18 protein-coding genes, 1 tRNA gene and 1 pseudogene are annotated in these 20,294 nt (G+C 65.6%); 14 read left to right on the top strand and 6 right to left on the bottom strand.

Annotated elements, in window-relative coordinates; genetic code table 11:
- Nucleotides 1-216 precede the first annotated feature (216 nt).
- Nucleotides 217-1,152 carry a 5'-3' exonuclease gene (locus ACZYZ4_RS15995; protein ID WP_463862451.1) on the bottom strand — a complete coding sequence of 312 codons (936 nt, stop codon included), beginning with the start codon at nucleotides 1,150-1,152 and terminating at the stop codon, nucleotides 217-219.
- A 519-nt stretch (nucleotides 1,153-1,671) separates the two neighbouring features.
- On the opposite strand from ACZYZ4_RS15995, the gene ACZYZ4_RS15990 reads away from it, so the two are divergent.
- Entirely contained in the window at nucleotides 1,672-2,259 is a 588-nt protein-coding gene (locus tag ACZYZ4_RS15990; RefSeq protein WP_463862449.1) for a histidine phosphatase family protein, read from the top strand.
- Nucleotides 2,260-2,261: 2 nt separating this feature from the next.
- On the opposite strand, the gene ACZYZ4_RS15985 is transcribed toward ACZYZ4_RS15990, so the two are convergent.
- Complete coding sequence (locus ACZYZ4_RS15985; protein ID WP_463862447.1) at nucleotides 2,262-2,567, bottom strand: putative quinol monooxygenase; 306 nt, start codon at nucleotides 2,565-2,567, stop codon at nucleotides 2,262-2,264.
- A gap of 189 nt (nucleotides 2,568-2,756) precedes the next feature.
- A complete protein-coding gene (locus tag ACZYZ4_RS15980) occupies nucleotides 2,757-2,972 on the bottom strand; it encodes a hypothetical protein (RefSeq protein ID WP_463862446.1) in 216 nt (71 codons plus the stop codon).
- Between the two features lie 42 nt (nucleotides 2,973-3,014).
- On the opposite strand from ACZYZ4_RS15980, the gene ACZYZ4_RS15975 reads away from it, so the two are divergent.
- Genes ACZYZ4_RS15975 through ACZYZ4_RS15950 form a run of 6 tightly spaced genes read left to right on the top strand, consistent with a single transcriptional unit; the run spans nucleotide 3,015 to nucleotide 9,484 of the window.
- On the top strand, nucleotides 3,015-4,514 hold the full coding sequence (locus ACZYZ4_RS15975) for a fumarylacetoacetate hydrolase family protein (RefSeq protein WP_463862444.1): 1,500 nt from the start codon (nucleotides 3,015-3,017) through the stop codon (nucleotides 4,512-4,514).
- Nucleotides 4,507-5,199 (top strand): GntR family transcriptional regulator, encoded by a 693-nt coding sequence (locus tag ACZYZ4_RS15970; protein ID WP_463862442.1) that lies wholly within the window; start codon nucleotides 4,507-4,509, stop codon nucleotides 5,197-5,199. Before ACZYZ4_RS15975 ends, ACZYZ4_RS15970 begins: the two co-directional genes overlap by 8 nt.
- Nucleotides 5,200-5,235: 36 nt before the next feature.
- The gene (hpaE, locus tag ACZYZ4_RS15965) at nucleotides 5,236-6,768 is read left to right on the top strand and encodes a 5-carboxymethyl-2-hydroxymuconate semialdehyde dehydrogenase (RefSeq protein WP_463862440.1); all 1,533 of its coding nucleotides are present in this window, start codon (nucleotides 5,236-5,238) and stop codon (nucleotides 6,766-6,768) included.
- A 36-nt stretch (nucleotides 6,769-6,804) separates the two neighbouring features.
- Entirely contained in the window at nucleotides 6,805-7,890 is a 1,086-nt protein-coding gene (gene hpaD, locus ACZYZ4_RS15960; RefSeq protein WP_463862438.1) for a 3,4-dihydroxyphenylacetate 2,3-dioxygenase, read from the top strand.
- Between the two features lie 2 nt (nucleotides 7,891-7,892).
- Nucleotides 7,893-8,678 carry a 2-oxo-hept-4-ene-1,7-dioate hydratase gene (gene hpaH, locus ACZYZ4_RS15955; protein WP_463862436.1) on the top strand — a complete coding sequence of 262 codons (786 nt, stop codon included), beginning with the start codon at nucleotides 7,893-7,895 and terminating at the stop codon, nucleotides 8,676-8,678.
- Nucleotides 8,663-9,484, top strand: coding sequence for an HpcH/HpaI aldolase family protein (locus ACZYZ4_RS15950; protein WP_463862434.1), 822 nt, complete (start codon nucleotides 8,663-8,665; stop codon nucleotides 9,482-9,484). The genes hpaH and ACZYZ4_RS15950 overlap by 16 nt, the downstream gene beginning before the upstream one ends.
- A gap of 129 nt (nucleotides 9,485-9,613) precedes the next feature.
- Here the strand turns inward: ACZYZ4_RS15950 and ACZYZ4_RS15945 are convergent.
- Nucleotides 9,614-10,248: pseudogene (locus tag ACZYZ4_RS15945) on the bottom strand (dihydrofolate reductase family protein).
- A 1,174-nt stretch (nucleotides 10,249-11,422) separates the two neighbouring features.
- Between ACZYZ4_RS15945 and bioB the strand changes: the two are divergent.
- The 6 genes from bioB to ACZYZ4_RS15915 are packed head-to-tail and all read left to right on the top strand — an operon-like array spanning nucleotide 11,423 to nucleotide 17,168.
- A complete protein-coding gene (gene bioB, locus ACZYZ4_RS15940; RefSeq protein ID WP_463862432.1) occupies nucleotides 11,423-12,448 on the top strand; it encodes a biotin synthase BioB in 1,026 nt (341 codons plus the stop codon).
- Nucleotides 12,445-12,681, top strand: coding sequence for a biotin synthase auxiliary protein BsaP (gene bsaP / locus ACZYZ4_RS15935; RefSeq protein ID WP_463862430.1), 237 nt, complete (start codon nucleotides 12,445-12,447; stop codon nucleotides 12,679-12,681). Before bioB ends, bsaP begins: the two co-directional genes overlap by 4 nt.
- Nucleotides 12,678-14,036, top strand: coding sequence for an adenosylmethionine--8-amino-7-oxononanoate transaminase (locus ACZYZ4_RS15930; protein WP_463862429.1), 1,359 nt, complete (start codon nucleotides 12,678-12,680; stop codon nucleotides 14,034-14,036). Before bsaP ends, ACZYZ4_RS15930 begins: the two co-directional genes overlap by 4 nt.
- Nucleotides 14,037-14,044: 8 nt before the next feature.
- Nucleotides 14,045-15,202 (top strand): 8-amino-7-oxononanoate synthase, encoded by a 1,158-nt coding sequence (locus tag ACZYZ4_RS15925; RefSeq protein ID WP_463862465.1) that lies wholly within the window; start codon nucleotides 14,045-14,047, stop codon nucleotides 15,200-15,202.
- Nucleotides 15,199-15,876 carry a dethiobiotin synthase gene (bioD, locus tag ACZYZ4_RS15920; protein WP_463862427.1) on the top strand — a complete coding sequence of 226 codons (678 nt, stop codon included), beginning with the start codon at nucleotides 15,199-15,201 and terminating at the stop codon, nucleotides 15,874-15,876. Before ACZYZ4_RS15925 ends, bioD begins: the two co-directional genes overlap by 4 nt.
- Nucleotides 15,877-15,884: 8 nt before the next feature.
- The gene (locus ACZYZ4_RS15915; protein WP_463862425.1) at nucleotides 15,885-17,168 is read left to right on the top strand and encodes a cytochrome P450 family protein; all 1,284 of its coding nucleotides are present in this window, start codon (nucleotides 15,885-15,887) and stop codon (nucleotides 17,166-17,168) included.
- 575 nt (nucleotides 17,169-17,743) lie between these two features.
- Here the strand turns inward: ACZYZ4_RS15915 and ACZYZ4_RS15910 are convergent.
- Nucleotides 17,744-17,825: transfer RNA gene (locus ACZYZ4_RS15910), tRNA-Leu, on the bottom strand.
- A gap of 203 nt (nucleotides 17,826-18,028) precedes the next feature.
- On the opposite strand from ACZYZ4_RS15910, the gene ACZYZ4_RS15905 reads away from it, so the two are divergent.
- Entirely contained in the window at nucleotides 18,029-18,634 is a 606-nt protein-coding gene (locus ACZYZ4_RS15905) for an ANTAR domain-containing response regulator (RefSeq protein WP_056345656.1), read from the top strand.
- A 149-nt stretch (nucleotides 18,635-18,783) separates the two neighbouring features.
- Here the strand turns inward: ACZYZ4_RS15905 and pyk are convergent, their stop codons facing one another.
- Nucleotides 18,784-20,265, bottom strand: coding sequence for a pyruvate kinase (gene pyk, locus ACZYZ4_RS15900; protein ID WP_463862423.1), 1,482 nt, complete (start codon nucleotides 20,263-20,265; stop codon nucleotides 18,784-18,786).
- Nucleotides 20,266-20,294: the final 29 nt, after the last annotated feature.

Here is a 20,294-nt window from a genome sequence, read left to right as displayed (position 1 = left end):
AGTCGCACAGCGATGCGGGGGCGGCGTCACTGACCGCGGAGGAAGCGCGCCACCTCTATGCCCGAAAAGGACCGCCTGCGGGTGTAGGAAGAGCACATCCAGATCGCCGATGCCGTGGTGGCCGCTGACCGGGCGAGGGAATCATGCAGCGGCACATGCAGGCAGCCTCGGCCGCAGAGCCATTTCGGTGCTCGCGAGCAGCTAGTTCCCGCCCCGTCAGTGCCGGTCAAGCGCGTCGAGCAGCCTCTTGACCGAGCCTCCGAGGTTCCATCCGACGGCGAGACGCTCCAGTTCGGCGCGCGATTCGCCGACGACGGGATGCAGTAGGGCTCCCGCCTCCTCGAGGGTGGGAAGCTTGAGGTCGCGCACGATTTTTACGACCGTTGGCGCGACCGTAAGGTAGTCGGCGGCCGCTGCAAGCTTGGACCGCACGGAGGCGGACACCCCGCCTCCCCCGTCGGCGGCTGCAGCGAGCAAGTTGTCCAGTGTGCCGTACTCGCCCAGAAGCGACGCAGCGGTCTTCTCACCGATGCCGGCCACGCCTGGCAGCCCATCGGAGGCGTCGCCCCGAAGCGTCGCGTAATCGGCGTACTGTTCGGGCAGTACCCGGTACTTATCGACGACGACGGCGTCCGTCACGACTTCGAGGTTCCTCATCCCCCGTGCGGTGTAGATCACCCGCACCCGACGGTCGTCGTTGACTGTCTGGAAGAGATCACGGTCGCCCGTGACCACATCGACGGGGACGTCCGCGTGGCTGGCGTAGGTGCCAACGACGTCATCGGCTTCGTGTTCAGCTGCCCCGACGATGGCGATACCGGCGAGCTCGAGGACGCGGCGGATCATCGGAAGCTGCGCCTCAAGAGCGTCCGGGACCACCTCAACGTCGGGGGCATCCGCCACCACTTCGGCGACCCGGTGCGACTTGTAGGTAGGGATCAGGTCCACGCGCCACTGCGGGCGCCAGTCGTCGTCCCAGCAGGCAATCAGATGCGTTGCCCCGTAGTCCGTGGTGAGGCGGGCGATCATGTCCAGGAGGCCGCGAACGGCGTTCACCGGCGTTCCGTCAGTGCGGCGGATCGTGTCCGGCAAGCCATAGAAGGCGCGAAAGTACAGAGACGCAGTATCGAGCAGCATCAGGCGGTGTGGCATACCTGATCCTGACACGGAAGCAGCTGCCGGGCTATGAGCATTTCCCAGCGATAGAACGCTCCCGTGGGGTTAGGATGCCTACAACGGTTCAAGCAGTGGGACCAAACCATCTCGTTTTTAGAGGTTTCAACCTTGGCCAAAGATGCACCCGTACAAACGACGCCCCGAATGCCTAACAAACAGGCTAATGACCGGCCCGCCCCAACACGTCATCACGACGACGACCGGAACGGCCCCGCCGCAGCGGCTGACCGGAAAGCTGCTCTCAACCGCTATGGCTTCGACCCGGAGCACTGGCCGGACCCCTGAGCCTGGGTGATGCCCCGCGATGAGCGCGAGAATTCCAGGCTGACGACATGCCCCTACTCAGAGTCAACGGCGTGGATCTCTACTACGAAGAGAGCGGCCAAGGGACACCAATACTTGGCGTGCACGGAACACCCAGTTCGGCAGTGATGTGGGCTGACGCCGCAGCCAAACTCGCCGGACCGAACCCGCCGTCAGGGCAGAATAGACAGCATGACCCTTACGACCTTCGCCCTCATCCGCCATGGCCAGACGGACTGGAATGCGCAGGGTCGGCTCCAGGGAGCCACTGACATTCCGCTGAACGACGTCGGCCGTGGCCAGGCACGCGACTCCGTTGACGTCCTGTCAGAGTACGAGTGGGATGCGATCGTGTCCTCGCCTCTTAGCCGTGCCGCAGAAACGGCTAACGTAATTGCGGACGGGCTGGGGCTGAGCGTTACCCGGCACATTCCGGCGCTCGCCGAACGCAGCTTCGGACCGGCCGAGGGCCTGCAGGCCGGCGCCGAACTGGAGGCCCTGCGCATCCCCGGTGGCTACCGCGGCGCCGAAAGCGAGGATGACGCGGCCGCGCGCGGGTTGGGGGCGCTGGAAGCCCTGGCCGATGAATTCCGTGGCCGCCGCGTCCTGGTGGTCGCCCACGGCACGCTCCTCCGGGTGAGCCTCAACCGCGCCAGTGGCCGCACCCTGCACAGGATCGACAACGCCGTGCTGAACCTGGCCCACCATCATGCCACTGAGGGCTGGCACCTCGAATACTTCAACGGTGAGCGCGTAGTGGCTGCAGCCGAGAGCCGATAAGGCTAGGCGTCCGCCGTGACCTCGAAAGTTGGGATGGTCCTGCGCTCCAGCCGAGGGATGATCTGCGCAGCGCCGATCCGCTCGATGTGCTCATATTCACGGTGGGCGGCAAAACCAGCGGCATCCGCGTATCGCTCCAGGATCACGATCTGCGCGGGGTCCTCCACGCCCTGGAAGAACTCGTAGCCAGTATTGGCCTCCTCGGTGCGCGTGGCTGCAGCCATTTCGCCCAGCAGGCCAAGGACCATTTCGGTCTCTTCAGGTTTCACCTGGTAGCGGACCACCACCTGGAAGTACGTCTCTGACATCGGCATTCCTTGCTCTGGAAAACTAGGGGCGGCATCGACTCTATTGCTTTCGGTACCTACGAATGCGCCGCCACCGGAAGTGCGTCAGTCGGGATTGTCGAGTGTCTCGTGGTGGTCTTGACCGTTGGCATCAGCGCTGGATAGCGTCTGGATTATGGGCACCGTTTTCGGCGGAATGGCGGTCAGCCGTCATTGCCCTGCGGGCATCACCGGCGGGACGAACTGGAATGTCATCCCGAGCAGCCAGACCAACAGCCGCACCACCGGCAGGTGGAACAGGAACTGCAGGAAGGTGAAGCCCACGGGGTCCCGGGCCCGGAGCCTCAGCACCGCGAGCAGCGGCAGCATAAAGAACGGGTTGATCCGGCTGGGCGTGCCCATTGACGCCGCAAGAGTTATCTGCAATATTGCTTCGTATACGATTTCGTACTCGATGAGGAGTAGCACTTGGATCAGGTCACCGACCACACCCTGGCCGCGGCCCGCAAGGTCATCGCGGTGCACGTCAACTACCCCAGCCGGGCAGCCCAGCGTGGACGCACGCCGGAACAGCCGTCCTACTTCCTGAAGCCGCCGTCCTCCCTGGCGCTCGGTTCCGCAGAAGCCTCTTCCGTCGTCGAGCGTCCGGCCGGCTGCGAACTCCTCGGTTTTGAGGGCGAGATCGCCCTGATCATCGGCAAGCCCGCCCGCCGAGTCGGTGTGGAGGACGCCTGGAACCACGTCGAATGGGTCACCGCCAGCAACGACCTCGGCGTCTACGATCTCCGCTACGCGGACAAGGGCTCCAACCTCCGGTCCAAGGGCGGCGACGGCTTCACCCCGATCGGCCCCGGGTTGATCCCCGCAGACGCCGTGGACCCCGCCAAACTGCGCATCCGCGCTTGGCACAACAGCGAACTCGTCCAGGACGACTCCACCGCGAACCTGCTCTTCCCGTTCGCCCGACTCATCGCGGACCTCTCCCAGCTCTTGACGCTCGAAGCGGGCGACATCATCCTGACCGGCACCCCGGCCGGCGCCTCCGTGGCTAAACCCGGCGACGTCGTCGAGGTTGAAGTCAGCATCGTTGAAGCTAGCGCATCCGCCAGCCTCTCCACGGGGCGTCTGGTCACCCGGGTTGAGGAAGGCACGAAGGCGTTCGCTGACTTCGGTGCCTGGCCCAAGGTTGATGACCTACAGCGGGAGGAGGCGTACGGTTCGCGGGCAGCGGCGGAATTACCGCCCTTGGAAAGCACCGCGCCCGTGCTCTCCCCTGAGCTGAAAGCCAAGCTGGAAAGCGTCTGCACCGCCACGCTCTCCTCCCAGCTCCGCAAGCGCGGCCTGAACAACGTCAGCATCGACGGCCTCAGTTCCACCCGCCCGGAAAAGCGGATCGTGGGCCTGGCCCGGACCCTGCGGTATGTGCCCAACCGCGAGGACCTGTTCAAGACCCATGGCGGCGGTTTCAATGCCCAGAAGAAGGCCATCGACTCCGTCAATGAGGGTGAAATCCTGGTGATGGAAGCCCGCGGAGAAAAGGGCACCGGCACCATCGGTGACATCCTGGCCCTGCGCGCCCAGGTCCGCGGAGCCGCGGCCATCATCACCGACGGCGGCGTCCGGGACTTCTCCGCGGTGGCCGCGATGGACATGCCCACCTACTACGCCAACCCGCACCCCGCCGTCCTGGGCCGCCGCCATATCCCGTGGGATACCGACATCACCATCGCCTGCGGCGGCACCACTGTGCAGCCCGGGGACATCATCGTGGCGGACTCTGACGGCATCCTGGTGATCCCGCCGGCACTCGCCGAAGAGCTCGCGGACGATTCCATCATCCAGGAGCGGGAGGAAACCTTCATCGCGGAAATGGTTGCACAGGGCCACAGCGTGGACGGCCTCTACCCGCTGAACGCCCAGTGGCGCGCCAAGTACGGGGCATGGGAAGCAGGCACAGCAGATGACTGAAACGGCCACCGCCGGAGACCTCCGGGCCGGAACCGGGCCAGCGGCCAGCAAGTCCGAACAGGCCTACGCGGCCGTCAAGGCGCGGATCGTGGACGGGACCTACTCCCCCGGCTACCGGCTGGTCCTGGCCGCCATCGCCAAGGATCTGGCTGTCAGCGTGGTACCGGTCCGTGAAGCGATCCGGCGCCTCGAGGCCGAAGGGCTGGTGACGTTCGAGAGGAACGTCGGCGCTACGGTCTCCGGGATCGACCCCACCGAGTACCTGTACACCATGCAGACCCTGAGCATCGTCGAAGGCGCCGCCACCGCATTGTCTGCGCCACTGATCGATTCCGTGGCGATCGCCCGCGCCCGGGCCGTGAACGAGGACATGCGGGAATGCCTCCAGCACTTCGACCCCGTCCGCTTCACGCGGCTGAACCAGGACTTCCACAGCATCCTCTTTGAGCAATGCCCCAACCCGCACATCCTGGACCTGGTCCACCGGGGCTGGAACCGGCTCGCGTCGCTGCGGGCTTCGACGTTCCGGTTCGTTCCCGGCCGGGCCCACGAATCGGTGGGCGAGCACGAAGCGCTGCTGCGGCTCATCGAAGCCGGCGCCAGCGCGGAAGAGATAGAGAGGTCCGCCCGCCGGCACCGCTCCGCCACCCTGGACGCCTACCTCGCCCAGGCCAAGAATCTCTGACCTGATACCGGACCCACCCGCAGTAAGGAAGCAACAATGACGTTCACCGCCGAACAGACCAAGAACCATTACGTGCCGCAGGGCCTCCCCACCAACATCCAGCACTACATCAACGGCCAGTTCGTTGACTCCGTGGGCGGGGCGACCTTCGATGTTCTGGATCCTGTCTCCAACCAGAACTACGCCACCGCCGCGGCGGGCCAGACGGAGGACATTGATCTCGCCGTCGCCGCCGCCCGCGAAGCCTTCGTCAATGGTCCTTGGCCAAGGATGAAGCCGCGCGAACGTGCCCGCATCCTGAACAGGATTGCCGACGCCGTCGAAGCCCAGGAGGAGCGCCTCGCCGAACTCGAAACCTTCGACACCGGACTGCCCATCACCCAGGCCAAGGGCCAGGCGCTCCGAGCAGCCGAGAACTTCCGGTTCTTCGCGGACCTGATCGTGGCCCAGTTCGACGACGCCATGAAGGTCCCGGGCGCCCAGATCAACTACGTGAACCGCAAGCCGATCGGCGTCGCCGGCCTCATCACCCCGTGGAACACCCCGTTCATGCTGGAGTCCTGGAAGCTCGCCCCGGCCCTGGCCACCGGCAACACTGTTGTGCTCAAGCCGGCCGAATTCACGCCGCTTTCCGCCTCGCTGTGGGCGCAGATCTTCAAGGACGCAGGCTTGCCCGACGGCGTGTTCAACCTCGTCAACGGGCTCGGCGAGGAAGCCGGCGACGCCCTCGTCAAGCACCCTGACGTCCCGCTGATCTCCTTCACCGGCGAGACCACCACGGGCCAGACCATCTTCCGAAACGCTGCAGCAAACCTCAAGGGCCTGTCCATGGAGCTCGGCGGCAAGTCACCGTGCGTGGTGTTCGCCGACGCCGACCTGGACGCCGCGATCGACTCCGCCCTGTTCGGGGTCTTCTCCCTCAACGGCGAACGCTGCACCGCGGGCTCCCGCATCCTCGTTGAACGCGCCATCTACGACGAATTCTGCGAAAAGTACGCCGCCCGGGCCAAAAAGATCGTGGTCGGGGACCCGCACGATCCCAAGACCGAAGTGGGTGCCCTGGTCCATCCTGAGCACTATGCGAAGGTGGCCTCCTACGTGGAGATCGGCAAGTCCGAAGGCCGGCTCCTCGCCGGCGGCGGCCGCCCCGGCCACCTCCCCGAAGGCAACTACATCGCACCCACCGTGTTCGCCGACGTCGCGCCCGACGCGCGGATATTCCAGGAGGAGATCTTCGGTCCCGTCGTCGCCATCACCCCGTTCGAGAACGACGACGAAGCCCTCGCCCTGGCGAACAACACCCGCTATGGGCTCGCGGCCTACATCTGGACCCAGAACCTGACCCGCGCCCACAACTTCTCCCAGAACGTCGAGGCCGGCATGGTCTGGCTCAACAGCCACAACGTCCGCGACCTCCGCACCCCGTTCGGCGGCGTGAAAGCCTCCGGCCTGGGCCACGAGGGTGGCTACCGTTCCATCGATTTCTACACGGACCAGCAGGCTGTGCACATCACCCTAGGCACCGTTCATACTCCGAAATTCGGCCACACCCCCAAATTCGGCGCCTAAGCGCCGCCCCGCCATTCTCAAGGAAGAGAGAACCTCATGACTGATTTTGTACGCACCCCCTCTGTCCCGGCTCCGGACATCGTCCGCTGCGCCTACATGGAGATTGTGGTCACCGACCTAGCCAAGTCCCGCGCGTTCTACGTCGACGTCCTCGGCCTGCACGTCACCGAGGAAGACGAATACAACATCTACCTGCGCTCGTTCGAGGAGTTCATCCACCACAACCTGGTGCTCCGCAAAGGACCCACCGCCGCCGTCGCCGCCTTCGCCTACCGGGTGAAGTCCCCCGCCGAAGTGGACGCCGCCGAGGCCTACTACAAGGAACTGGGCTGCCGCACCGAACGCCGCAAGGAAGGCTTCACCAAGGGCGTGGGCGATTCTGTCCGCGTCGAGGACCCGCTGGGCTTCCCGTACGAGTTCTTCTACGACGTGGAGCACGTGGAGCGCCTCACCCAGCGCTACGACCTCTACTCCGCCGGCGAGCTGGTCCGCCTGGACCACTTCAACCAGGTCACCCCGGACGTCCCCAAGGGCCGCAAGTACCTCGAGGACCTCGGCTTCCGCGTCTCCGAGGACATCCAAGACTCCGACGGCGTCACGTACGCCGTCTGGATGCACCGCAAGCAGACCGTGCACGACACCGCCCTGACCGGCGGCAACGGCCCGCGCATGCACCACATCGCGTTCGCCACGCACGAGAAGCACAACATCATCCAGATCTGCGACAAGATGGGCGCCCTGCGCATCAGCGACCGGATCGAACGCGGCCCCGGCCGGCACGGCGTGTCCAACGCGTTCTACCTCTACATCCTGGACCCCGACGGTCACCGCATCGAGATCTACACCCAGGACTACTACACCGGCGACCCCGACAACCCCACCGTCACCTGGGACGTCCACGACAACCAGCGCCGCGACTGGTGGGGCAACGCCGTCGTCCCGTCCTGGTACACCGAAGCCTCCCTGGTCCTCGACCTCGACGGCAACCCCCAGCCCGTCATCGTGCGTGAGGAAAAGAGCGAAATGGCGGTCACCGTGGGCGCCGACGGCTTCTCCTACACCCGCAAAGACGGGGCCCCCGAAGGAGACCGGACAGGCTTCAAGCTCGGGGCGCAGCTGTAGCCATGCTGGACGCGAAAACGATTGAGGCCATCGCCGACGAACTCCTGGAGGCCGCCCGGACCCGCACCCCTGTCCCCCGCCTCACGGCCCGCTACCCCGAGATGACGGTGGAGGACTCCTATGCCGTGCAGCAGCTGTGGCGGCGGCGCAACGAGGACGCCGGCCGCAAACTGGTGGGCCGCAAGATCGGCCTCACCTCCAAGGCCATGCAAGCCGCCACCGGCATCACCGAGCCGGACTACGGCGCCATCTTCGATGACATGGTACTCGGAACCGGCTGCTCGGTGGAGTGGGATCAGTACACCCATCCCCGGGTGGAGGTGGAGCTCGCGTTCGTGCTGAAGGACGGGCTCAAAGGCCCGGGCTGCACGATCTTTGATGTACTGGACGCCACGGACTACGTGGTGCCGGCCCTGGAGATCCTCGACTCCCGGATCGAAATGGAGGGAAGGACCATCGTGGACACCATCGCAGACAATGCCGCGATGGGCGCCATGGTGATCGGCGGCAACCCCGTAAAGCCCGACGCCGTGGACCTCCGCTGGGTCTCAGCAATCCTCTACAAGAACCAGACCGTGGAGGAAACAGGCGTGGCCGCCGGGGTCCTGGACCACCCCGCCAACGGGGTGCACTGGCTCGCCAACAAAATCGCCGCCCACGGCGACGGGATGAAAGCCGGGGACATCATCCTCGCGGGCTCCTTCACCCGCCCGCTCTGGGTGTACAAAGGCGACACCGTCCACGCCGACTACGGACCATTGGGGGCCATCACATGCCGCTTCGAGTAGAACCGGACGCGACGTTCCGCGACGCCCTCGCCGCGGCAGACCGCCCCCTGGCGGGGATGTGGGTCTGCTCCGGCAGCCCGCTGATCGCCGAGCTCTGCGCCGAATCCGGTCTGGACTGGCTCCTGATCGACGCCGAACACAGCCCCAACGGCCTCGAATCCATCCTGGCCCAGCTCCAGGCGGTCAACGGCTACCCGGTCCAGGTCCTGGTCCGGCCACCGGTCAACGACACCGTGCTGATCAAGCAGTACCTGGACCTGGGAGTGCAGAACCTGCTGATTCCCATGGTGAACTCGTCCGCCGAGGCCCAGGCCGCCGTCGCCGCCACCCGCTACCCGCCGCACGGCGTCCGCGGCGTGGGATCCGCCCTCGCCCGGGCTTCACGCTGGAACCGTATCCCCGACTATCTCGCACGGGCCGGCGAAACCGTCAGTGTCACGGTGCAGATCGAATCGACGGCGGCTGTTGAGGGCGTCGAGGAGATTGTGGCCGTGGACGGTGTGGACGCCATCTTCCTGGGACCTTCAGACCTTGCCGCCTCCATGGGACTGCTGGGACAGCAGGAACACCCCAAGGTGCGCGCCGCCGTCGAACGCTGCCTTGCCGCAGCCCAAGCGGCCGGGAAACCGGCCGGCGTGAACGCGTTCAACCCAGCCACCGCCCGAAGCTACCTGGCTGCCGGCGCCGCCTTTGTCCTGGTGGGCGCCGACGTCGCCATCCTGGCCCGCGGCACTGAGGCGCTGGCCGCCGGGTTCATCACCCTCGACCCGGCGGTGGAGCCTGCCCAACCCCCCGCCAGTTACTGAATATAGCCCGGTTGAGCCTAGGGCCACGACCGCAGGGCTCCCTGGCCGAGCTTGCGAGGTTAGGGAGCGGGTGGGAGCGAAACCCCGGATTTCGACAAGCTTGAGTACCGGTAACCCCCACGGATTGACTCAGGTGGGGCCGCTGCCCGGCGGACCGCTGAGTACCGTGGGGATGTATTCAAGCAGCTGGAGGCGACCGTTGAAGGTCCTGCTGTTCACCATCTCGAGCGAGATGTTCGGATAGCCGTCGTAGATCCGTTCCCTCCCGGTGCTGCCCGTGATCACCGGGAAGACGACCAACCGGAACCTGTCCAACAGGCCGGCGGTCAGCAGCGACCGGCAGAGGCTGAGGCTACCCAGGGTGCTCAAGGTCCCGGTCCTGGTCCGTTTCATCTCCGTCATGGCCTCGACCGCGTCCCCAGCGACCAACTCCGAGTTCGGCCAAGTCAGGGGCGCCTGCAGGGAGGAGGAGAATACGACCTTGGGCACGGCGGCAAGGCCGGTCAGGCTGGCCCCTCGTCCTCGGAGAAACCCGAGCCGTCGACCGCGGCTTCCTCTGACATGCTGGACATCAGCCGGTATGTGTTCGCCCCGAGAAGGATCGTGTATTCCTGCTCCCCCTCCTGCCCAAGCCAACCGGGGTAGTCCGGCCCCTCCAGACCCCACCAGCCTGGCCAGCCCTCGGCCGAGGCATACCCGTCCAGGGATATGATCAGGTCGACCATCAGGACCGCTGATGACGCCTCTGCAGTTGTCTCACCCATGGCCGTCTCCTCGATTTGATGCCATCTCTAACCCCAAAGTCCCGAGTCGGCACCACGCTGGCATGGGCCCGTTGGCGCCCGTGCCGGCAATGCACGGCCCTGGAGTGACAAGACTTTCAAGGGCTCGCGTTGACCCAGGGAAAGGCCGCTATCGCTATTCGTTGCCTCCCTTTTGAGCATCAACGCCGGACGTTTCACCGTCGACGCTAAGGCCGGAAGAAGTCAATAGCGCGGCTAGTTCAGGTAGGCGCGGAGTTCGCCAGTTGCGGCCTTCCGGATGGTTCGGGCGAGTTCGGCCACCAGCCGCGGCCGGAGTGCGAAAAGCCCCGGCCCACTCCGCTGGTGCAGCTTGTGGTTACGCCATGGATCTGCCTGATAGCAGGTCAGACGGCCCCCGCCACCCACACACCCGGACAGGCCACCGCTGCGGCCAGGCAAAAAAGCCAGCACTAAGCGTCAGAGGGACGCGCCCAGCCGAAATGTACACACATTAAAGCAAAAACCCCTCTGACGAGGGGGCATGCCGTGCCCGAGGTGGGACTCGAACCGGACTCCAGCCCTTGCAAACACTGGAAACTCCCGAAAACATAGGCAATCCGAGCCAATCCGGCCGATGTACGGCCCGATCCGAAGCCCAGGGTGTGCACAATGTGCACACCCCCAATTCTCCTCGTCAAGGCCTCACGCCAACTGCCGCACCCCGCATCGAAGGGGTGCGGCGCTTCTTTGTTCTGAGAAAATTGATCCTGCGGGAGGGGTCCCTGAGAGGCGACAATTGGTCATGCCCGCACTCGTTGCGGGATGCCTATATGCAGGCCGCGCCGCGCTCTTGGTCTGTTGTGTCTTCACAGCGATTTCACCTCCCTTCAGCCCTTCCATGGTCCGATCGGCCGACAGCCACATGACCCGGGCCGCGTCCTTCAGGACCCTCTTCGCCTACTCGCCAGAGCCATGCTCCAATCCGGGAATGCACAGCTGCGGCATTTAGTGCGTCCTGAAGTTGGTAGGTGTCTGCCGGACGCCGAGCCGATAGTGGGTCCGTTACCCGGGTCAACTGCTCCGTCCAATATCAGCTTCATCACTTTGTCGGAACCCAACAAAATCTCGCTTTTAACTGAGACCTAGCGTTTGTTCGGAGGAATACCCCCAGCTAAGCACCCCCAAAGGACGATCAATGACGATGCAGGCAGACCTCCAGGCCAAAACCGGCACCATCCTCGAAACCGCCCGGACGCAGGTCCTGGAGCAGGGCACCGGCCTCTCCGAAAGCCAGCTTCTGGAAATCCTCAGGCTACCGGACCGGGATCTGCCCGCCGCCCTGCAGCTCGCACACGAAGTCCGCCTCAGGCATTGCGGCGAGGACGTCGAAGTGGAAGGCATCATCTCCATCAAGACCGGCGGCTGCCCCGAGGACTGCAACTTCTGCAGCCAGTCAGGCCTCTTCGACTCCCCCGTCCGCGGCGTCTGGCTCGACATCCCCGAACTCGTCAAAGCCGCCAAGGAAACCGCCGCCACCGGCGCCACCGAGTTCTGCATCGTGGCCGCCGTCCGCGGCCCCGACATCAAGCTCATGAACCAGATCAAGTTCGCCATCGACCGGATCAACGAAGAAGTGGACATCAACATCGCCTGCTCATTGGGCATGCTGACCCAGCGCCAGGTGGACCAGCTCGCCAGCTGGGGCGTCCACCGCTACAACCACAACCTCGAAACCGCCCGCAGCTACTTCCCCGAGGTCGTCACCACGCACAGTTACGAGGAGCGCCTGGACACCTGCAACATGGTTAAAGACGCCGGCATGGAACTGTGCTGCGGCGCCCTGATCGGCATGGGCGAGAGCCTGGAACAACGCGCGGAACTCGCAGCCCAGCTCGCGGCTCTGGAACCGCACGAAGTCCCGCTGAACTTCCTCAACCCCCGCCCCGGAACCCCGCTGGAAAACCAAGGCATCATGGATGGCAAGGACGCCCTCCGCGCCATCGCCGCGTTCCGGCTGGCGATGCCCCGCACCGTGCTCCGCTACGCCGGCGGACGGGAGCTTACCCTCGGCGACCTCGGCACCCGCCAAGGCCTCATGGGCGGCATCAACGCCGTCATCGTCGGCAACTACTTGACCACCCTGGGCCGCCCGGCAGACGCCGACCTGAACCTGCTCGTCGAGCTGAACATGCCCATCAAGGAACTCCAGAAGACACTATGAAGCGGGCTTCGACGAGCTCAACCATTGACTCCACCGCTACGTTCTGTGGGCACTGCGGCGTACCGTCCGACGGCGGCGACAGCCCGGCGTCAGACGTTCACCGCCGCTGCGGCGACCATCTCGCGATGGAACCGCCGCGGTACTGCGCCGCCTGCCGGCGGCGTATGAAAGTCCAGGTGACGCCGCTGGGCTGGACCGCCGAATGCTCCCGCCACGGAGTGCTCGCACCATGAGTGGCGAGACACAGCCGGGTCTGATCCAGCGGGACCGCGCACGGCTGTGGCACCCCTACGCGCCGGCGTCCCCGGACCTTCCGCTGTGGGAGGTCGAGGCGGCCGACGGCGTGCGGCTACGGCTTCGGGCCGAGGACGGCACCCGCCATGGCGTGGTGGATGCGATGTCTTCGTGGTGGTCGGTGATCCACGGCTACCGCAACCCGGTACTGGACGCCGCCGTGCGGCGGCAGCTGGAGAGTTTCAGCCATGTGATGTTCGGCGGCCTCACGCATGCCCCAGCGGTGGAACTTGCCGAGCGGCTGGTGGATATGGCCCCTGCCGCGCCCGGACGGCCGGGCTTGGAACGGGTGTTCCTTGCGGACTCGGGTTCGGTTGCCGTGGAGGTTGCGCTGAAGCTGGCGGTGCAGTTCCAGACCACGTCCGGGCACCCGCAGAGACGGCGGTTCCTGAGCATCCGTGGCGGATACCACGGCGATACGTTCGCGGCGATGGGGGTCTGCGATCCCCTGGACGGCATGCATTCCGCCTTCCCGGGCCTGCTGGCCAGCAACGTGTTTGCGCCGCGTCCCCCGGAGGCTGCTTCCGCGACTCCCGAATCCGTTCAGACGTGGGCATCCGAGCTCGGGGACCTCACGGCTGCGCATTCCGGCGAGCTGGCCGCGATCATCGTCGAACCGGTCCTCCAGGGTGCCGGCGGCATGCACGCCTACCCGGCCGAATGCCTGACGGCACTGCGGCAGGTGGCAGACCGGCATGGCCTGCTGCTCATCTTTGATGAGATCGCCACCGGTTTCGGGCGCACCGGGGAGCTGTTCGCGGCCGATCACGCCGGCGTCGTGCCCGACATCATGTGCGTGGGCAAGGCGCTGACCGGCGGGTACCTGACCCTCGCCGCCGTGCTCTGCACGGGGGAGATTGCGTCGACTGTGTCCCGTGGCCAGGCCGGGGCGCTGCTGCACGGCCCTACCTTCATGGGCAACCCGCTGGCCTGTGCGGTGGCCAACGCCAGCCTCAGCATCATCGACGGCGGCGGCTGGCAGGCCGACGTTGCCCGGATCGGCGCGGGCCTGGTGTCCGGGCTCGCCCCCGCCCTGGCACTCGAGGCCGTCCGGGATGTCCGCACCATCGGCGCCGTCGGAGTCATCGAACTGCACGACGCCGTCGACGTCACCGCTGTCACCGCCGCGGCCATCCGGCAAGGGGTCTGGGTCCGGCCGTTCCGGAACCTCGTCTACACCATGCCCCCATACATAAGCACCGCAGGGGACGTTGAACAGATCACCGCCGGCATGACGGCCGCCGTCGCCGAGGTCCACGAGCGCGCCCCGGCACGGTCCGTAGGTGCGGCATGAGCACCTCGATGACCCAGTGGCTCGAGCGGCAGGCCGCAGTCCGGGAGCGCCGGGGACTGGTCCGCCGCCCACTCCCCCGCGCCGCGGACGAGCAGTTCATCGATCTGGCCAGCAACGACTATCTGGGCCTCGCGGCAGACCCTCGAGTTACCGAGGCCGCTGCGGCGGCCGCGTCGCTGTGGGGCGCGGGCGCCACGTCCTCGCGCCTGGTGGCCGGAACCACCCGGCTGCATCTGGACCTGGAGCAGGAACTGGCCATGCTGGCGGGGATGGAAACGGCGCTGGTGTTCTCCTCCGGCTACCTGGCAAACATCGGTGTGATCACGGCGCTCGGCGGCCCCGGGACCCTGATCGTCGCGGACGAACACTGTCACGCCTCAATGATCGACGGTTTCCGGCTCAGCCGCTCCCGCACGGAATCGTTCACCCACAACAGTGTGGAGGAAGCGAGCCGCCTGCTTGCCGACCGGCCGGAGCCGCGGGCACTGATCGCCGTCGAATCCATCTACAGCGTCCTCGGCGACGCAGCCCCGCTTGCCGGCCTGCTGGCCCTGGCCGAGGACCACGACGCCGTGCTGCTCATCGACGAGGCCCACAGCCTCGGAGTCACCGGCACCGGTGACTTCCAGGGCCGCGGCGCGGTGGCCGGGACAGCCCTCGCCGGGCATCCGAATGTGGTCATCACCGCGACGCTGTCCAAGGCCCTGGGCAGCCAGGGTGGAGCGGTCCTGGGATCCGCGCTGCTGCAGGAACACCTCGTCAACCGGGCCCGAAGCTTCATTTTCGACACCGGACTGGCGCCTGCGTCCGCCGCCGCAGCCCTCGCGGCGGTGCGGATTATCCGGGATGAGCCCTGGCGGGCCGGATCCGTGCGAAGCAACGCTGCGGCGCTGGCCGCCGGGTTCGCCCCTGCCCTCGCATCCCGCGGCGCCGCCGTCGAGCAGACAGTGGGGGCTGTCCAGTCCATCGCCATGCCGTCCGCCGCATCTGCCTTGGCTGCTGCCGAGGCGGCGCGGACTGCCGGCGTCCGGATCGGCTGCTTCCGCCCGCCATCCGTTCCGGACGGGATTTCCCGGCTGCGCCTAACCGCGCGCGCCACGCTTACGCCCAACGAACTAGATGACTGCTGCGCAGTGCTGCGCGGCATTTTGGAGGAACTTCCATGAACCTGCCCGGCATCATCCTGGTCACCGGTACGGACACCGGCGTCGGTAAGACCATCACGACGGCGGCATTCGCCGCCGTCCTCCGCGGAACAGGGCGCAGCGTCGCGGTGTACAAACCGTGCCAGTCAGGCGCCGGCGCCGGCGATTCTGACGCCGCCGAAATTGTCCGGCTCGCCGGCGCCGTGACAGCTGAAACCGGAGTCGTCCTGCAGGAGCCGCTGGCACCTGTCGCGGCTGCCGCCGTCGACGGAACGCCCCTCCCCCCGGTTACTGCACACGCCGAGCGGGTCCGCGAGCTCGCCGCGTCCCACGATCACGTCCTGGTGGAGGGCGCAGGCGGCCTGCTGGTGGAGCTGGATTCCGACGGTGGCACCCTGGCGGAGCTTGGATCACTCCTGGCGGCGGCATTTGTGCTGGTCGCCCGGCCGGCCCTCGGCACTCTGAACCACACCGCCCTGACCCTCGAGGCGCTGGACGCGCGGGACCTGCAAGTTATCGGCGTCGTGCTCGGAAGTTGGCCACACAACCCTGACTTCGTACATCACAGCAACCGGCAGGTCCTCGGATCGCTGCGGGTGCCCTTCCTCGGCGCCCTTCCGGAGCAGGCGGCGGAACTGTCCCCGGCGGATTTCCGTGCCGGAGCAGCTGCCTGGCTGAACGGCCTGCCCGCATGAACCCGGCGATGACGGCCGGACCCGCGGAGGTGCTGGTGCCGGGAGGACCTGGACAGAGTAAGGCTACGGGTCAGACTGCCGGCGCCGACGGGGCCCGGTGCCCGTACCTCGTGGTGCGTGACCCTGACGTGGTCCGTGAAGTGCTGCACCGGCCTGCCGACTTCAGCCCCGCGAATGCCCTGGTCGCGGTCAGGCCACTGGAAGGACCGGCACTGCGCGTGCTGCAGCGCGTGCGCTTTGCCTTGCCTCCCGTCCTGGCCAGCAACCACACGGGCACACATTCCGGAATCCGCAAGGTCGTGGCAGGCTTCTTCACACCCGCCACGGTCGCCGCCATGGAGCCGCGGATCCGGGAACTGGCCCGGGAAGCGGCACGGAACGCCGCGGCCCAGCTCGATTATTCCGGCCAAGTGGACCTCGTGCAGGCGGTCGCGGCGTTTCCCCCGGCAGTCGTCATGCTCGAACTCCTCGGGCTGCCCGTCCGGGATCTTACGGACCTCAAACGGTGGGGCCTTGACTCCATGGAGCTCTTCTGGGGCTGGCCTAACGAGGACCGGCAACTCGAACTGGCCCACAGCGCCGCAGATTTCTACGTCTGGCTGCGGAAGCTCGTCGCGGAATCCAGGGCGGCCCCCGGACGGAACCTGCTCAAATCCCTGGCCGAGCACGGCCTGTCCACGCCTGAAATCTGCTCGCTCGGCTACTTCCTGCTGATCGCCGGGCAGGAAACAACCACACAGCTCATCAGCACCACCCTGTTCCGGCTCCTTGAGGGGTCCGCGCCGGCGGGCTGGAAGGACGCGGCATCCGAAGCAGGCTCCGGGCCCATGGTCCGGCACGTGCTTGCCACGGAATCATCCGTCCCAACCTGGCGCCGGGTGGCCGCCCATGACACGAACCTCGGCGGCGGCCTGATCCCGGCTGGCACCGAAATCCTCCTCGAACTGAGCGGCAACACCGTCACGTCACCGGGCGGACCCGAGCGTCTGTCAATGACTTCGGAGGCGCTTCGGCGCGGGCAATCCACCGGCTACGGCCTTGTTTTTGGCTCCGGCATCCACCGCTGCCTCGGCGCCAAGCTCGCCGAACTGGAGGCCGCCATAGTTGTCCAGGAGACCGCCACTGCACTGCCGGAAGTGCATCTGCAGGAGTACCAGCCCGATTGGATCAGGCTCCTGTCGTTCCAAGCACCCCGAACCGTCACCGTGGCGAACAATCCATCGATGAAGCCGATAAGAAGTCGGCCGCCATCTGCGAGTACTGCGGCATGTGACAGTGCGCATCATTCGTAAATGGATGCGGCGCTTCAAGACGGCTCACAGACAATCCCTGCCACGGCAATTGGCGAACATTGCTGGTTGTCCCGATCCGTTGGATCCAGAATTATACATGGCGCTTGCCGGCCGCGGAGCTTAGGCCCGCTTCTCGCTTTTACTTCGCGCTCCGACGCGCATCGTCAGCACAGTGTTCCACGACGGCAGGCTCACCGCAGCGCTCGGCCTTCTGCTCAACCCGAACCGCCGCGGAACCGCAACCAGATCTGGGCCCGCGCGGGCTCGACGTCACTCTCGCCCCCGTCGAGAGTCTGAACTTGGAAGGTTTCCGCAGTCCGCTGCTGCCAAATCTGTTGTGGGGACTCCGCATCGTCGCACGAGATAGCGACCTGCCAACCGCCTTCGACCAGGAAGTCATGTGGTCCCATGTGCTTCCTGTCATGAATGAGTAGCAGCGACACCGCTGCCCAACCAGAGAAAGAGTCGCCCCGCCACAGCACCGGCCGCCAACAAAAAATGGCCCCCGAAGGGGCCCACATGTGAACATTTGTGCACACTCAGAGGCCCACAAGCCCCTGAACAGGGAAAACACGTGCCCGAGGTGGGACTCGAACCCACACACCTTTCGATACCGCATTTTGAGTGCGGCGCGTCTGCCAATTCCGCCACTCGGGCGCGGAATACGTTGTGCAAACCGGTAGCCCACAGCTGATTGTGAGCAACGCGATCGCTTCACGTACGCGGAATTACTCTACATGCAGATAGGCTGAATTCCAGAATCGCGCCGCTGACGCCGCAAAAGACCATGCAGATCAAAGTACGGCCACGGGCGCACCTAAGATGGTGATGTTCCTGCCGTACCTTTCCAAGGAGATCCCGTGACTGAACAGACGGAGTCAAAACCCACGTCCCAGCCGGCGCGCCGCGTCATTGTGGCCGAGGATGAAACCCTCATCCGACTCGACATCATCGAGATCCTGCGCGGCGAAGGCTATGACGTGGTGGGCGAAGCAGACAACGGCGAGAAGGCAGTGCAGCTCGCCGAGGAACTCAAGCCGGACCTCGTCCTGATGGACGTCAAGATGCCCATAATGGATGGCATCACCGCAGCCGAGAAGATCGTCAAAGCTCGCATCGCCCCCGTGGTCCTTTTGACGGCTTTCAGCCAGAAGGAACTCGTGGAGCGCGCCCGCGACGCCGGCGCCATGGCCTACGTGGTCAAGCCCTTCACTCCGGCCGACCTCATCCCGGCCCTGGAAATTGCGCTCTCCCGCCACGAGGAAATCAAGGCCCTCGAAAGCGAAGTGTCGGACCTGCAAGAGCAATTCGCCACCCGCAAGCTCGTCGAGCGCGCCAAGAGCCTGCTGACCACCAAGATGGGCCTGACGGAGCCGGAAGCTTTCCGCTGGATCCAGAAGACGTCCATGGACCGCCGCCTCAGCATGCGCGAGGTTGCCGAGACCATCATCAACCAAGTCAACTAAAAAATTCTCGATTGAGCCTGTCGGGATTTCGCTCCCCAACCTCACAAAGTCGGTCAGGGAACCCTGCGGTCGTGGCCCCAGGCTCAATCACCGGAACCTAAATGGAAGGACCCCTGCCAGCTGGCAGGGGTCCTTCCATTTTTAGGTTGTTAGACCGTCGGCCATGGGCCGAGCTTTTCCCTGGGTGCACCAGCTTCGTCGCCCAGGCTGCCGGCGTCTGCGAAGTCGCCCACCTTGTGCGCCTTCAGCGAGTTGGTGGAACCGGCCTTTCCGGGAGGTGACCCGGCGGCAATGATCACCAGGTCACCGTCTTCGACGAGTTTCATTTCGAGCAGACTGCGGTCAACCTGCGCGGTCATCTCGTCGGTGTGGCCCACCATGGGGACCAGCACCGGCTGGATGCCCCAGGTCAGTGCCAACTGGTTCCAGACGTGCTCCACCGGAGTGAAAGCGAACACCGGCCGGATGGGACGCAGGCGTGACAGGCGGCGTGCCGAGTCACCGGACTGGGTGAAAGTACAGATGTACTTTGCTTCCAGCTGGTCGGCGATTTCGACGGCCGCGCGGGTGATGGCGCCACCACGGGTCTTGGGCTTGGTGCCCAGCGGCGGAACGCGTTCCAGGCCGTGGACCTCGGTGGATTCGATGATCCTGGCCATGACCTTGACGGTCTCGATCGGGTACTTGCCCACGCTGGTCTCGCCGGACAGCATAACGGCGTCTGCACCGTCGAGCACGGCGTTGGCGCAGTCCGAAGCCTCTGCACGCGTGGGGCGCGGGTTGTCGATCATGGATTCGAGGACCTGCGTGGCCACGATGACCGGCTTCGCCCAGCGGCGTGCCAGTTCGATGGCGCGCTTCTGCACGATCGGCACTTCCTCAAGCGGAAGTTCCACACCGAGGTCGCCACGGGCCACCATGATGGCGTCGAAGGCGTCGATGATCTCGTGCAGCTGGTCCACTGCCTGCGGCTTTTCGATCTTGGCGATGACCGGCACACGGCGGCCTTCTTCGTCCATGATCTCGTGCACACGGACAATGTCGGAGGCGTCACGGACGAACGACAAGGCAACCAGGTCAACACCGCGGCGCATGGCCCAGCGGAGATCGTCCTCGTCCTTTTCGCTCAGCGCCGGGACGTTGACCGCAACGCCGGGAAGGTTGATGCCCTTGTTGTTGGACACCATCCCGCCGACGGTTACCTCTGTCACGACCTTGACGTCGTCGACCTCGATCGCCCGCAGGGCGACCTTGCCGTCGTCGATCAGCAGGGCGTCGCCCACGTTGACGTCCTCGGTGAGGCTCTTCAGCGTGGTGGAGCAGATCTCCTTGGTACCCGGAACGTCTTCGGTGGTGATGGTGAAGATGTCACCCTCGGCCAGGGCGTGGGGGCCGTCCACAAAGCGCCCAAGACGGATCTTGGGGCCCTGCAGGTCAGCCATGATTGCCACAGGCTTGCTCAGCTGGGCTGCTGCCTTGCGGACATTCTCGTAGGTGTTGTCGTGCACGGCGTAGTCACCGTGACTCATGTTCATCCGGGCAACATCCACCCCGGCTTCCAACACCGCGAGCGTGTTCTCAAAGCTGGCAATTGCCGGGCCAAAAGTGGCCACAATCTTAGCGCGTCTCATATACCTACCCTAGTAGTGTCCTGCATTGG

It is taken from the genome of Pseudarthrobacter adonitolis (assembly GCF_055412845.1).
The sequence above is the reverse complement of the archived record's forward strand: the minus strand, read 5'-3'. Positions and strand labels throughout refer to the sequence as shown.